This window comes from Streptomyces sp. NPDC051109 (assembly GCF_044455885.1).
Lineage (GTDB): Bacteria > Actinomycetota > Actinomycetes > Streptomycetales > Streptomycetaceae > Streptomyces.
The window spans coordinates 147,351-160,557 of sequence record NZ_JBITFF010000014.1; the positions used below are offsets into that span (position 1 = coordinate 147,351).

At 68.7% G+C, this 13,207-nt stretch carries 12 protein-coding genes and 1 pseudogene; 4 read left to right on the plus strand and 9 right to left on the minus strand.

Going from position 1 to position 13,207, the window contains the following annotated elements; translation table 11 throughout:
* Positions 1–267: 267 nt before the first annotated feature.
* From ACIBAD_RS25035 to ACIBAD_RS25065, 7 genes are all read right to left on the minus strand, one after another.
* Positions 268–843 carry an NADPH-dependent FMN reductase gene (locus ACIBAD_RS25035; RefSeq protein ID WP_398908536.1) on the minus strand — a complete coding sequence of 192 codons (576 nt, stop codon included), beginning with the start codon at positions 841–843 and terminating at the stop codon, positions 268–270.
* A gap of 613 nt (positions 844–1,456) precedes the next feature.
* Positions 1,457–2,221 carry an ABC transporter ATP-binding protein gene (locus ACIBAD_RS25040; RefSeq protein WP_398908538.1) on the minus strand — a complete coding sequence of 255 codons (765 nt, stop codon included), beginning with the start codon at positions 2,219–2,221 and terminating at the stop codon, positions 1,457–1,459.
* Complete coding sequence (locus ACIBAD_RS25045) at positions 2,218–3,000, minus strand: ABC transporter ATP-binding protein (protein WP_398908540.1); 783 nt, start codon at positions 2,998–3,000, stop codon at positions 2,218–2,220. The genes ACIBAD_RS25040 and ACIBAD_RS25045 overlap by 4 nt, the downstream gene beginning before the upstream one ends.
* Positions 3,001–3,068: 68 nt before the next feature.
* The gene (locus tag ACIBAD_RS25050; protein WP_398908542.1) at positions 3,069–4,436 is read right to left on the minus strand and encodes a branched-chain amino acid ABC transporter permease; all 1,368 of its coding nucleotides are present in this window, start codon (positions 4,434–4,436) and stop codon (positions 3,069–3,071) included.
* Positions 4,433–5,353, minus strand: coding sequence for a branched-chain amino acid ABC transporter permease (locus ACIBAD_RS25055; RefSeq protein WP_398908545.1), 921 nt, complete (start codon positions 5,351–5,353; stop codon positions 4,433–4,435). Before ACIBAD_RS25055 ends, ACIBAD_RS25050 begins: the two co-directional genes overlap by 4 nt.
* A gap of 6 nt (positions 5,354–5,359) precedes the next feature.
* Positions 5,360–6,547, minus strand: a complete 1,188-nt coding sequence (locus ACIBAD_RS25060) for a branched-chain amino acid ABC transporter substrate-binding protein (protein ID WP_398908548.1) — start codon at positions 6,545–6,547, stop codon at positions 5,360–5,362.
* Positions 6,548–6,956: 409 nt separating this feature from the next.
* Positions 6,957–7,499: a GNAT family N-acetyltransferase gene (locus ACIBAD_RS25065; RefSeq protein ID WP_398908550.1), complete on the minus strand. Its 543-nt coding sequence runs from the start codon at positions 7,497–7,499 to the stop codon at positions 6,957–6,959.
* A gap of 326 nt (positions 7,500–7,825) precedes the next feature.
* Between ACIBAD_RS25065 and ACIBAD_RS25070 the strand changes: the two genes are divergently transcribed.
* The 4 genes from ACIBAD_RS25070 to ACIBAD_RS25085 all read left to right on the plus strand — a co-directional run bounded on the left by ACIBAD_RS25070 (position 7,826) and on the right by ACIBAD_RS25085 (position 11,194).
* Positions 7,826–8,569: a TetR family transcriptional regulator gene (locus ACIBAD_RS25070; RefSeq protein WP_134067699.1), complete on the plus strand. Its 744-nt coding sequence runs from the start codon at positions 7,826–7,828 to the stop codon at positions 8,567–8,569.
* 146 nt (positions 8,570–8,715) lie between these two features.
* Positions 8,716–9,030 (plus strand): hypothetical protein, encoded by a 315-nt coding sequence (locus tag ACIBAD_RS25075; protein WP_134067701.1) that lies wholly within the window; start codon positions 8,716–8,718, stop codon positions 9,028–9,030.
* Positions 9,031–9,040: 10 nt separating this feature from the next.
* The gene (locus ACIBAD_RS25080) at positions 9,041–10,114 is read left to right on the plus strand and encodes a M14 family metallopeptidase (RefSeq protein WP_398908553.1); all 1,074 of its coding nucleotides are present in this window, start codon (positions 9,041–9,043) and stop codon (positions 10,112–10,114) included.
* 90 nt (positions 10,115–10,204) lie between these two features.
* Positions 10,205–11,194, plus strand: a complete 990-nt coding sequence (locus ACIBAD_RS25085) for an endonuclease/exonuclease/phosphatase family protein (RefSeq protein WP_398908556.1) — start codon at positions 10,205–10,207, stop codon at positions 11,192–11,194.
* A gap of 182 nt (positions 11,195–11,376) precedes the next feature.
* Here ACIBAD_RS25085 and ACIBAD_RS25090 read toward each other — a convergent pair whose 3' ends face one another.
* Positions 11,377–11,970 carry a DUF6082 family protein gene (locus ACIBAD_RS25090; RefSeq protein WP_398908557.1) on the minus strand — a complete coding sequence of 198 codons (594 nt, stop codon included), beginning with the start codon at positions 11,968–11,970 and terminating at the stop codon, positions 11,377–11,379.
* A gap of 231 nt (positions 11,971–12,201) precedes the next feature.
* Positions 12,202–13,167 (minus strand): annotated as a pseudogene (locus ACIBAD_RS25095) (chitinase); the annotation flags it as partial.
* Positions 13,168–13,207: the final 40 nt, after the last annotated feature.

Here is a 13,207-nt window from a genome sequence, read left to right on the forward strand (position 1 = left end):
ACGGGTGACACGACGTACGATGCCCTTGCCCATGAAGTCACCTCCCTCGCTGCGCGAAACCGGGAATGATCCGGCGGTCCCGGAGGACGGGGATCAGATCCGGTTGTTGACGACGCGACGGACGACCTTCTTCTTCATGGAGATTCACCTCCTTCGCGATGCGAGGGGCGGGTACGGAGAATCAGATGTCGTGGCGGACGACGCGACGAACGATCTTCTCCATGGAAATCACCTCCTTCCGCGGGTGTGTCCGAGGGGCCTGACCGTCTAGGCCGCGACGGGGACCCGGCGGTGGCCGCGTACCGCGGCGACGGTGGCGTCGACGACGCCTTCGAGCTCTGCCACCACCGAGGGTTCGGTGATGGTCCCGTCACGGCCGACCAGGAGCTCGGCATTGCCGATGGCCACCCGCGCGTGGTCGATCAGTACGGCACCGCACCTTTCGAGGACCCTGCGGGTGTCGGGCTGCGCATCGGCGCCCCCGTACATGCCGGGGGAAGCGGTGAGGAGGGCGACGGGCTTACCGGAGAGCGAACTCGCCTTCCAGGGCCGGGAGAGCCAGTCGAGGGCGTTCTTCAACGTCCCCGTCATGGCACCGTTGTAGGACGGTGTACTGATGATCGCGGCATCGGATGCGATGAGCAGCTCGCGTGCGGCACTCACCGCCGCCGGCCCGGGACCCACGTCCAGATCCTCGTTGTAGTGAGGAAGGTCGGCGACCCTGATCTCCGACGTGTGGAATTCACCGTCGTACCGGTCGAGAATGCTGCGGATGGTGGCGAGAGCAGCACTGTTCACCGAGTGCCGGCGCAGACTACCGGACACGAGAACGATCCCGGTCATAACCCAACTCCCTACCGATCAACGACCCTCCGTCTCCTTGGCGGTTGGCCTTCCTGGTAGGAATGAGATTGCCGCGTTGAGTGAAATGGCGAGAACTCTGTTTTCAGGCTGAATCAAGTCGGAGCCGAATCGGCCCGGAATCCCGCGTTCCCACCGGGGTGGCTCTGGTGTGGAATGCGTCCGGCCGGCTCCGCTGCAGATGGCGCGCCGCTTGTGCCGCGTGAGGGCGGTGCGGGGCGGCGGTCGAAGCCGGTCGTGGTCGGCCGTGGCGAACCGGGGGAAGGGGCCACAACCGGCCCGAGGATCTCCGTGGTCATCCCGGGCTCGGCGATCGGAGCGGTTCCCGGAGCCGGCTCCTCGGATGCCTGGCGCGCCTGCTGGTCGTGGTCCGGTCGTTGGCCGGATACGCGTCACAGCCGCGGAGGGGGCCTACGGACGGGCGCGGCGGGCTCAACGCGAGGCCCCGGGGAGAGGGGCGCCGGGAGGCGGCCTCCCTCTCCCGGTGCGGGTGGCGAGCCACCACGCGTCGGCGCCCCGGGACGGTGCCCCGGGGCGGCGCGGTGGGTTCGTGGTGTCGGGGAGTGATGTCGGGGAGTGGTGTCGGGGAGTGGCGTCAGCGGGTGGTCTCGCCAAGGTAGGCGGTACGGATGCGGGGGTCGTCGAGGAGGTCGTGGGCCGGGGCGTGCATGGTGATCCGACCGGTTTCCAGGACGTAGCCGCGGTCGGCGATCCTGAGCGCCTGGGCGGCGTTCTGTTCGACCAGGAGCACCGTGGTGCCCTGGGCGTTGATCTCCTTGATGATCTCGAAGATCTGCGCCACGACCAGCGGTGCCAGGCCCATCGACGGCTCGTCGAGGAGCAGCAGTTCGGGGCGGCCCATCAGGGCGCGTCCCATGGCGAGCATCTGCTGCTCGCCGCCGGAGAGGGTGCCGGCCTGCTGAGTGCGCCGCTCGGCCAGCCGGGGGAAGAGGGCGAACACCCGCTCCAGGTCCTCCTGCCGCAGCCGTTTGAAGCGGTAGGCGCCCATGTGGAGGTTCTCCAGGACGGTCATGTCGGCGAAGACCCTGCGGCCCTCCGGCGAGTGGCCGATGCCGAGGCCCACGACCGAGTGTGAGGGGATGCCGTCGATGCGCTCCCCGCAGAACCGCACCGCTCCCGCCGTGGGTTTGTGCAGGCCGGAGATGGTGCGCAGGGTGGTTGTCTTGCCGGCGCCGTTGGCGCCGAGCAGGGCGACCACCTCGCCCTCGCGGACGACCATGTCGATGCCCTTGAGCGCGCTGATCGCGCCGTAGGACACGTGCAGACCGGTGAGTTCCAGGACCGCTCGGGCCGGTGTGGTGGTGGCGGGCCGGTGCCGGTGTCGTGTCGCGACGGTCATCGGGTGTCCCCCTGCCGGGAGTGCGTGTCGGAGGCACCGAGGTAGGCCTCCACGACCCCTGGGTCGCGCTGTACGGCGGACGGCGAGCCGGAAGCGATGACCTTGCCGAAGTTGAGCACGGTCACCCGGTCGGCCACGGAGGTCACCAGGGGCATGTCGTGCTCGATCAGCAGCACGCTGATGTCGAGTTCGTGGTTGATACGGCGGATCAGCGCGGCCAGTTCCCGCTTCTCGGTGGGGTTGGTGCCCGCCGCCGGTTCGTCCAGGAGGAGCAGCCGGGGGCCGGTGGCCAGCGCCCTGGCGATCTCCAACCGGCGCTGGTCTCCGTAGGAGAGGGAGTCGGCCCTCTCCTCGGCCCGGTCGTCGAGGCCCACCAGTGCGAGCAGGCGCTGCGCCCTCTCCTCGGCGGCGCGTTCCTCCGCCCTCGCCCGGGGCAGGCCCAGCATGATGCTCAGCGGTCCGGAGCGGGTGCTGCTCTCCGCGGCGACCTTGACGTTCTCCAGTGCGGTGAGGGCGGAGAAGAGGCGGATGTTCTGGAAGGTGCGGGCCACGCCGAGCCGGTTGATGTGGTGGGGCTTGCGGCCGAGCAGGCTGTGTTCCGTACCGGAGTCGGAGCGGAGGAGTACGCGCCCCTCCTGCGGTGTGTAGGCGCCGGTGAGCGAGTTGAACAGGGAGGTCTTGCCCGCGCCGTTGGGGCCGATCACCGCGTGGATCTCGCCCTGGCACACCGTGAGGTCCACTTCGGAGAGGGAGACCAGGCCGCCGAAGCGCAGGGTCACGCCCGATACCTGAAGGACGGGAGCGGAGGGGCGGGGCGCCGGTGCCGTGCGTTCTGCGAGTGTGGCCGTCATGATTCCTCCGGCGTGCGGACGGTGCGCCTGCGGCGCCTGGCGGGCAGCAGTCCCTGCGGGCGGTAGATCATCATGACCACCAGCAGGGCGCCCAGGTACATGAACCGGTCCTTCTGGTCCACCACGTCCTTCAGGCCGTGCGGCAGGTAGGCCAGCAGTGCGGCCCCCAGCAGGACGCCGGGGATGGAGCCCATCCCGCCGAAGATCACGTAGGCGAGGACCAGGACCGAGTACAGCAGCGGGAAGTTCTCGGGGTTGATGAACCCGACCTTGCTGGCGTAGACGGCGCCGGCGATTCCGGAGGTGGAGGCGCCGATGGCGAAGGCCATCAGCTTGTACTTCACCGTGTCCACGCCGTGCGCGGCCGCGGCGACCTCGTCCTCGCGGATGGCCTCCCAGGCGCGTCCGATCTTGGAGCGCACCAGCTTGCGGAAGAGCAGCACCAGCCCCGTGATCAGGGCGATGAGCAGCCACAGGTAGTCCAGCGGGTCCAGGCCCCAGCGGTACTGCACGGGGCCGAGGTCCACGGAGAAGTGCGGGATGCCGAAGACTCCGAGGGAGCCGCCCGTCACCGATTCGGCGTTCTTGGCGATCAGGTAGATGATCTCGTGGAAGCCGAGGGTGACGATGGCGAGGTAGTCGCCGCGCAGGCGCAGGGTGGGGGCGCCGAGCAGGATGCCCGCGAGGAGGCAGGTGACCATCGCGACGGGGATGGACAGGAACGGGTTCAGCTCGAACGGCGGCTTGACGGGCAGTTGTCCGCTCCAGAAGGCGGTGCTGTAGCCGCCGATCGCGAAGAACGCCACGAAGCCGAGGTCGAGCAGACCGGCCCAGCCGATGACGACGTTGAGGCCGAGGGCGAGCAGGATGTAGATGCCGACCCAGTCGACGAGTACCTGGTTCGTGGACCGGTCGAACAACAGCGGCAGGAACACGGCCGCTGCGAGCCCGGCCACCACCAGCGCCACGCGCAGCCAGGGGCGGCGTTCCAGCGCGGGGCGGATCCTGGTCAGCGGCGCGGCAGCGGCCTTGGCGCCGGAGGCCACGGCCCGGCGCGGGGCGGCGCCGAACTCGGCGACCGCCCAGAGCGCGACGGCCGCGGCGATCCAGGCCCACAGCGCGGTTCCGGTGAGGGTCGTACGGAGGGAGAACAGCAGGTCCGCTCCGGATCCCTGCTCCCCGGTCATCACGGCCAGCAGGACGCCGACCGCCGTGAGGGTGCCGAGCCTGCGCCACCGCGGACGCTGGTACCAGCGCACCCGGCGCAGGGCGGCCAGGGCCCCGGCGGAGGGGTGGCCCGCTGCCGTCGCGGCCGGAGCCCGCCCGGGGGCCACCGCGGTCTTGCCGTGCAGCATGGTGCTCATGCCATCCTCCCGAGCTTCGCGCCGAGGATGCCGGTCGGGCGGAACATCAGCACCACGACCAGGACCACGAAGGCCGCAACGTAGCGCCATTCCTCCCCGAACAGCGGAACGTTGTAGGTCTCGACCAGGCCGAGGAGCATCCCGCCGAGCATGGCTCCGCGGATGTTGCCGATGCCGCCGAGGACGGCCGCGGCGAAGGCCGTGATGCCGGGGACGAAGCCCATGGTGAACGACACCTGGCTGTTGAGCCCGAAGAGGAAGCCCGCGATTCCGCCGAGGGCGCCGCCGATCACGAACGTACGCGAGACGACCCTGTCGATGTCGACGCCCATCAGGCCGGCGGCCTCGGGGTCCTGTGCGACGGCCCGGATGGCGGACCCCAGCTTGGTACGGCGCACCAGCAGGTCGAGGCCGACGATCATCGCCAGCGCGGCGACGATCAGCAGCAGCTTGATGACGTCGACCGGCGCTCCGAGGACGTGGAAGAGCACGCCGTTCTCGAAGAGCGCCGGCATGGACTTGGGGTCGCGTCCGAAGAGCTTGCCCGCGAGGTTGTAGAGGAAGAACGAGGCGCCGATGGCGCTGATCAGGAAGATGAGGGCGGGCGCCTTGCGCTTGCGCAGCGGCCGGTAGGCGACCCTCTCCAGGCCGAAGGCCGTGCCCGCCCCGACCAGGCCGGAGACGCCCAGGCCGAGGAGGACGAGCAGGGCCGAAACCAGCCCGGTGGGGTGGCCGGGGGCGACCTCGGTGAGCACGATCAGCGCCCCGAAGCCGCCCAGCATGAACACCTCGCTGTGGGCGAAGTTGATCAGCTTGAGCACGCCGTAGACCAGGGTGTAGCCGATGGCGATCACGGAGTACAGCGCGCCGAGCGCGAGGCCCGGGACCAGGTAGTCGCGGAATTCCAGGAGTGTCATCGGTTGTCAGCCCGCGCTCACCAGCGTGTCGACGTTCCCCTTGAGGGCGATCCGGCCGCCGTTGACCTCGCTGAGGTAGATGCCGTTGCCGGCGAACTCGCCGTTCTCCTTGAACGAGAACTGCCGGGTGAGGCCCTTGTAGTTGGCCTTCTTCACCTTCTCCAGGACGGCTTCGCGCCGCACGTCGCCGCCGTCGCCGCCACCGAGCGACTTGATCTGCTCGATGATGAGGTTGGTGGCGTCGTAGGATTCGGCCGCGTAGAGGCCGGGCGCGGCCTTGAACTCCGACTTGTAGTCCTCGGCGAACTGCTTGGTGCCCGGGTCGACGTTGGCGTCCAGGCACTGGCAGGTCAGCAGCCAGCCCTCGGCCGCGTCGCCGGCCAGCTCGGCGAACTTCTTGTCGTACGTCCCGTCGCTGGCGATCTTCGGCTTGTCGAAGCCCACGTCCTTGAGCTTCTTGGCGAAGGGCGCCGCGTCCGCGTAGAGCCCGTTGTAGATCAGCGCGTCGGCGCCGGAGTGCTTCACGGCGGTCGCGGCGGCGGTGTAATCGGGGGTCTTCGCCGGGATGCTGGCCTTGACGACCTCGACACCGGCTTCCTTGAGCTGCTTCTCGGCGACCTTGGACAGGCCGACGCCGTACTCGCTCTTGTCGTCGACCACGTAGACCTTCTTGGTCTGCAGCTTCTTGGTGAAGTACGTGACCATCGCGCCGCCTTGGGCGCTATCGTTCGGGACGGAGCGCACGAAGGAGCGGAAGCCCAGCTCGGGCAGGCTCGGGTTGCTGGCGTGGGATAAGGAGACGAGGTTCGCCTCCGAGTACAGCCGGCCCGAGGCCTTGGCCGCACCCGAGAACGCGGGGCCGACGAGGCCGACGACGCTCTCGTCGTCGATGAGCTTCTGCGCCGCGGCCGGGGACTGGTCCGGGGAGCCGGCGTCGTCGGACGCGGCGTACTCGACGTGGAAGGGCAGGTCGCCCCTGGCGTTGGCCTGCTTGACGGCCAGCTTCACGCCGTTCTCCATGTTCACGCCGATCGCTGAGCTCTCGCCCGTGAGCGGGCCCTGGAAACCGATCTTGTATATCGCCTTCCCGTCGCTGCCGACGCCGACGGCACCGCCGTCCTTGTTGCAACCGGTCAGCGCGGTCGCGCCCGTGACGACGAGTACGGCGAACATCGACAACTTCGTGCGGTTCACTTCTGCTCCCTGTGGCTGCCCGTGGATTGACAGGGGTGCCTTGCTCGATCCCCCGAAACCGCACGCCGATCGCGTGCGACTCGGGCACAGTAATCAGCGTCGGCTCGGCGGTCCCGGTGCGCTTCCAGAGCTGGTCAAGTCCGGGAAGACCTGTCAGGTCCGCGGGCGTGCGGGCGCAGTCGGCGGGGATTTCGGGCAGCCGGGGGTCAACACCTCACCGGTGACGCGCGACGGCCCTCCCGTGGGGAGCCGGGAGGGCGCCGGGCCCGGGGGGAAGCCGGAGCCACACCATACGCACGGGCACGTGACCACGGGAATGCATATGCCAGGAGAGAACGCGGTTCCGCCCCGCCGCTCGTACCCCCAGGGCGCGACGTGAAGACGTCGGCGGGAGCGGTCAGGTAGGAGATCAGGGGCGGTTCAGGGCCCACGTCTGCAAGGTGTAGGGCCGACCCTTCTCCTCGCCTTCGATCAACGGGACGTCGAGCAGGCTGAAGCCCGCCTTCTTGGCGACCGCGACGCTGGCGGCGTTCTCGGCCTCCAACTCAAGGATCACCTGGTCCACGCCCAGCTCGTCGAAGGCGTACGCGGCCATCAGCCGTACCGCCCGTGCAGCCAGTCCCCGGCCCCGGTGAGCCGGTCCGACCGCGTAGCCGAGCTCCGTACCCTCGGGAGCGCGCCGCAGCATCACCTCGCCGAGCGGTGCACGGCCGTCGACGGTGATGGCGAGGAGGACGACCGTGCCTTCGGCCCGCATCCGCCGGTCCCGTTCCAGCCGTGCCCGGGCTGCCGCTTCATCGAAGGGCGAGACGATGGGCGTCCAGTACGCGACGTCGGGGTCGTCGAACAGCGCGGGCATGGCGGCCAGGTCGGCCTCCGTCCAGTCGCGCAGGACGAGGCCCTCCCCGGTGACTTCGATGCGCTCGGGAAAGGACGACGTGGTGCTGCTCATGGCGGGGTGGCCTCCCTGGTCCGTTGACGACGGGCCAGGATATCCACGGAGTCATCGGCTCCGCGCCGCCCCGAGACCCTGAACCCCGGTAGGGCGATGGCGCCGCCCCGGCGGCGGCGTGCACGGTTCGCCGGACGCGGGCCATGGGGCCGACCGCATGGCCATGCCATGGCGGGGCCCGCCTCGCGCCGCGGAGGGGCCAGGGCCGACGGCGCGGGCCGTGCGACACCTCCGCCGCTATCCGATTCCGGAGCTATTAGTGCAATAATGGACGAAATTTACTAAGTATCCCTACGCCGGTAGGGACCTCATGCGTAGGCCGGGACATGGACGAGCCGGACACCCCCGAGCGACGCGGACGGCTGAGCCGCCCGCGGGTGCTCGGCGCGGCCGTCGCGCTCGTGGACCGGGAGGGGCTCGCGGCGCTGACCATGCGGCGACTCGCCGCTGACCTGGGCGTCGAGCCCATGGCCATCTACCGGTACACGCCCAGCAAGGAAGCCCTGCTGGACGGCCTGGTCGAGGCCTTCTTCACCGAGGTCAACGACCGGCTGCGGACCACGGCCGACACCCGCGCGGACCCCTCGCCCGACCCTCCCGACGTTCCCCCCTGGCACGCCGAGCTGCGCCGGATCGCCCGCGCCTTCGCCGATGTCGTACACGCCCACCGCGAGATCCTGCCCGTCGTGGCCACCCGCCCGCTCGCCGTGCCGGTGGCCCGGCGGACGACGCCGGCCCTCCAGCTCACCGAGCACATCCTGGCCGTGCTCGGGCGTGCGGGCTTCGACGACGCCACCGCGCTCACGGTCTACCGCGCCTTCGTGGCCTGGAACCTCGGCTGCCTGCTCGTGGACAAGCGCCAGGTGGTCGAAGATCCGGACGAGCCGGACCCCTTGCTGCGCCTGGGCCTGCACCGGCTGCCCGCTGCCGAGTACCCCCGCCTGCGCGCGTTGGTCCCGCAGTTCGCCGAGTACGACGACGAGCAGGAGATGATCGCCGGCCTCGACAGCCTCCTGAGCCGGATGCCCGAGCCCCCTCTTGACTCGTTCTATGACGGGGGCGCACGCTGAGGATACGAGGTACACATCGGGCGTAAGCGTACGTAGGAGACTTCCTGCGCACCCGCCCCCTCGTCCACTCGTCATGAGCGCGCCGTCCCCCGGCTGGGTCGGCCCGGTCGATCCGAAGGCCCGACGGCGCCCGAGAGGGGCCCGTCATGTCCACCGAGTACACCATTCTGCGTGTCCGCGTCACGGCCAAGGACGCCGACACCCTGCGCGCCGTGCTGCGCGACTCACGTCCCGACGTCGGCGGCCGGGTTCTCCAGAACCAGGACGGCACGTTCACCTTCGACGCCTACGTATCCCCCGAGCAGGCCGAAGACCTGGCTCGCGAGGGCGTGTCGGTCGAGACCGTCGAGGACGCCACCGCCACCGGACGCGCCCGCCAGGCCGAGGTGGGCGAAGGAGACCGGTTCGGCCCGGAGGACGCGGTTCCGCAGGGGCTCGCCCTCAAGGTGCGGGACATCTAGGAGGGACGCCATGCCGTACCTGAACATCACCGAAGTCGAATCCGCGGTGACCAGCCTGGCCGCAGCATTCCCGGAGGCCGACCTCATCGAGCTGCCCGAGCCGACCTTCGAGGGCCGGACCTGCCACGCCCTGCGCATCGGCACCCACCGCCTGGCGCCGAAGCCCGCCGTCGTCCTGATCGGCGGCGCACACGCCCGTGAGTGGGGCAGTTGCGAGATCCTGGTCAACCTCGCCGCCGACCTGTTGCACGCGCACACCGGCGGTACGGGCCTTGCGTACGGCGGTACGAGCTTCACCTCCGCCCAAGTGCGCACGCTCATGGAGGAGCTCGACGTCGTCGTCTTCCCGCTCGTCAACCCGGACGGCCGGCACTACAGCCAGACCGTCGATCCCATGTGGCGGCGCAACCGCAATCCGGCCCGGTCCGGCGGCAATCCGGAGGCGGTCGGCGTAGACCTCAACCGCAACTACGACCACCTCTTCGACTACCGGACCGCCTTCCACCCGCTCGCCCCCGTGCGGGTCTCGGACGACCCAGCCGACCCCGACCAGGTCTACCAGGGCCCCGAGCCCTTCTCGGAGGTCGAGACCCGCAACGTGCGCTGGCTGCTGGACAGGTTCATCCGCGCCCACTGGTTCGTCGACGTCCACAGCTACACCCAGAAGATGCTCTACGTGTGGGGCGACGACCAGAACCAGTCCGTCGACCCGGCCAAGAATTTCCGCAATCCCCTCTTCGACGGCAAGCGCGGCCTGAAGGACGGACTGCTCTACGCGGAGTTCCTCGACGCGGGCGACGCGGACGACTCCGCCGTGCTCGCCGAGCGGTTCTGCGAGGCCCTGAAGGGCGTACGCGGCACGGAGTACACCCCTGAGCCGGCCTTCGACCTGTACCCGACGTGCGGAACGAGTGACGACTACACCTACGCCCGCCACATCCTCTCGGGCCAGGAGGAAGAGAAGATCCTCGCCTTCACGATCGAGTGGGGAACGGCCTTCCACCCACCGTGGGCGGAGATGAAGAAGATCGTCCTCGATGTAGACGCCGGCCTCGTGCAGTTCTGCCTGACTGCTTCCGCGTAGGACGCCTGTTGAGCCGGGCATGCGTGCGCGTTGCTTCCGGTGCGTTGCGCCATCCCGCCAAGTCAAGCCTTGGGGGCACTCATGACACAGATGCGGATTTCCACATTCAACCTGGAGAATTTCGACGAGACCGCCCCGACCGACCACCCGACACTGGAAGAACGCATTCGGCTGATGAAGCCGCAGATCAGGCGGCTGCGTGCCGACATCGCTTGCTTCCAGGAAGTCCACGGGCAGGAGCGCCCGGGCCAGCCGCGTGCGCTGCTGGCCCTCAAGGAGCTACTCACGGGGACCAACCTCGACGGGGCCGAGCTGGTGAGCACGAAACCCGATGACGACGCGGTCTACGACGTCCGCAACCTGGTCGTCGCCACCCACTTGCCGGTCATCAAGCACGAGCAGCTGAAGAACGACCTCGTCGCCGAGCCCCACTACCAGCGGCTCACTGCGCTGCCCGCCGACACGCAGCCGATCCCGATCGGGATCGAACGTCCTGTCCTGCATGCTCAGATCGACACCGATCATGCAGCACCCGGCCGCCTGCTGCACGTCATCGTCGTGCACCTGAAGTCCAAGATCCCCACTGTGATCCCCGGTCAGGTGAGCGACCCCAAGAAGGGCATCTGGCGCAGCGCCGACGCCTGGGCGGAAGGCAGCTTCCTGTCGTCCATGAAGCGCATGAGCCAGGCCCTGGAAGTGCGGCGCCTGGTCGACCAGATCCTCAAGGACGACCCCGACGCACGGATCATCGTCGCCGGCGACTTCAACGCCGAGCCGGAGGAAGTCCCGGTCCTGGCGATCTGCGGCAACGTCGAGGACACCAACAACGGCGAACTCGCCCCGAAGGTCCTGGTGCCCATCGAACGCACCATCCCGAGCGATGCCCGCTACACCCTCTTCCACCACGGTCGCGGCCAGATGCTCGACCACATGCTCGTCACCCGCAACCTCCTCGCCCACTACCGCGGCTCGGAGATCCACAACGAAGTCCTCCACGACGACTCGCTCGCCTTCGCCACCGACGACAAGTTCCCCGAATCCGACCACGCCCCCGTCGTTGCCACCTTCGAATTCGACTGAGGCGCGTGGAGCGGCCCGCGTGTGCCGAAAGCCGGTGTCCGCACCAAGAGGCGCGAACACCGGCCGCCCTGGGGGTCACGCCCAACCGCGCGTTCTGCCGGGCGGCCCGCCGGGCGGTGCCGTTTCGCCCGCTGCGAGCAGCCTGGCCCTATTTCGCCGGCTCGTGGCTCATTCGACGCACGTCAGTCATCAGGGCTGAAGAACTCGCGGTCCAAGACCGGAGGCCCTGATTCTCCGGCGTCGCGATACATCTCATCGACTATCTCCACGAACCGGAGGCGACGCGGATCCTCCAACGCAACCATGTGGTCACGCCACATGGGACCGCTGTTCTCCCAATGAGCTCGTGCCACCTCTCCTCGAAAATGAGCCCCCAGCACCACCCGCAGCGCACTGTCATTCAAGCGCCCCAGGTGATGGTCACTGGCCCACATACTCACGATCAAGTTCGTGACGATGAGTTGCTTCCACCTTGCCTCCGTCATCGGAATCCTTGGCGGTTCCCAACAACGCAGCAGTGCCGAGTCACCCAGGGTCAGCATCGTCAGCTCCCGATGGGCCGCACGAAACGTCTGTTCTCCTTCCAGCCGCGCCTGCTTCGCCTGGAACGCGATGGACGTGACGACTCCGAGAAGAGCTGCAGCCGATATCACGAGCGACACCGCACCGTACGACTGACTTATGTCACTCAGCCGATTCCAGTCCAGGGTTTTGGGCGCAACGAGGTTCAGGACGAACGGTGTCGCCGCGACTCCGCACACAAAGACGAGAAGCACCCCGCCCCAGAGGAGGCACCGGCGAATCCTGCGTGACCTGGGAGCGTCTGCCATCCGGTTTCCCCTTCCCCACCGGGGGTCACAGGGCCGGCCCTGCGCTCCCCCTTGCCGCGCCTTCGAATTGCGCGCATCCCAAAGCTCGTCGACCGTGACCGACTTGGCAAGTACCACCCTGTACAACAGCCATTCGAGCCTGAACTCGCACTCCGGGTGCGGGGGATCGGCCCCGCATCAGCGGCCTTGCAGGTTCTTGACGTTGTCGCCGAAGGTCCAGCCCTTTGAGCCGTCCCAGTTGACCGACCAGGTCATGAGCCCCTTCAAGGACCCGCCGAAGGCGTTCCAGGACTGGCCGACCAGGTTCGGCGCCATGTAGCCGCCGCCCGCGCCCGGCTGGGCGGGCAGACCGGGCACCTGCTTGTCGTAGGGCACCTTGATGGTGGTGCCCTGGATGGTCAGGCCGTCGTTCAGGCACGTGGTCTGCGCCGTGAAGCCCTGGACCGTGCCGGCTTGGTAGGAGTCGCCGGAGCAGCCGTACATGCTGCCGTTGTAGTACTGCATGTTCAGCCACCACAGACGGCCGTTGTCAGCGTACTTCTTGATGATCGGCAGGTAGGCGCCCCAGATCGACCCGTAGGTGACGCTCCCACCGGTGACGTACGCCGTTTCGGGGGCCATGGTGGGGCCGAAGCCGGCCGGCATCCGCGCGAGGACGCCGTCGATGATGCGGATCAGGTTGGACTGGGAGGCGGACAACGTGTTGATGTCACCGCTTCCGGACAGGCCGGTCTCGATGTCGATGTCCATGCCGTCGAAGTTGTACTTCTTGAGGATCGGGACGATGGTCGCAACGAACTTGTCGGCGACGGTGCTGGAGCCCAGGTCGATGCCGGCCGTGGCGCCGCCGATCGACATCAGGAGCGTCGCCCCGGCCGCCTTGGCCTGGCACATCTCGGCGGGCGTCGAGACCTTGACGCCGGCGTCCATACCGTCCTGCCACAGGACGGTGCCGTCCGAGAGGATCACCGGGAAGGCAGCATTGATGACGTTGTAGCCGTGCGCGGCGATCCGGCTGTCCGTGATGGGGGTCCAGCCCATGCCGGGGTGGACGCCGTTGGAGGCGCCGTCCCAGTTCTCCCAGTAACCCTGGAGGACCTTGCCCGACGGCCTGGGCTTCGTGGGGCAGGTGTCACCGGGCGGAGTGGTGGTGGGTGGAGCGGTGGTGGGTGGGGTGGTGGTC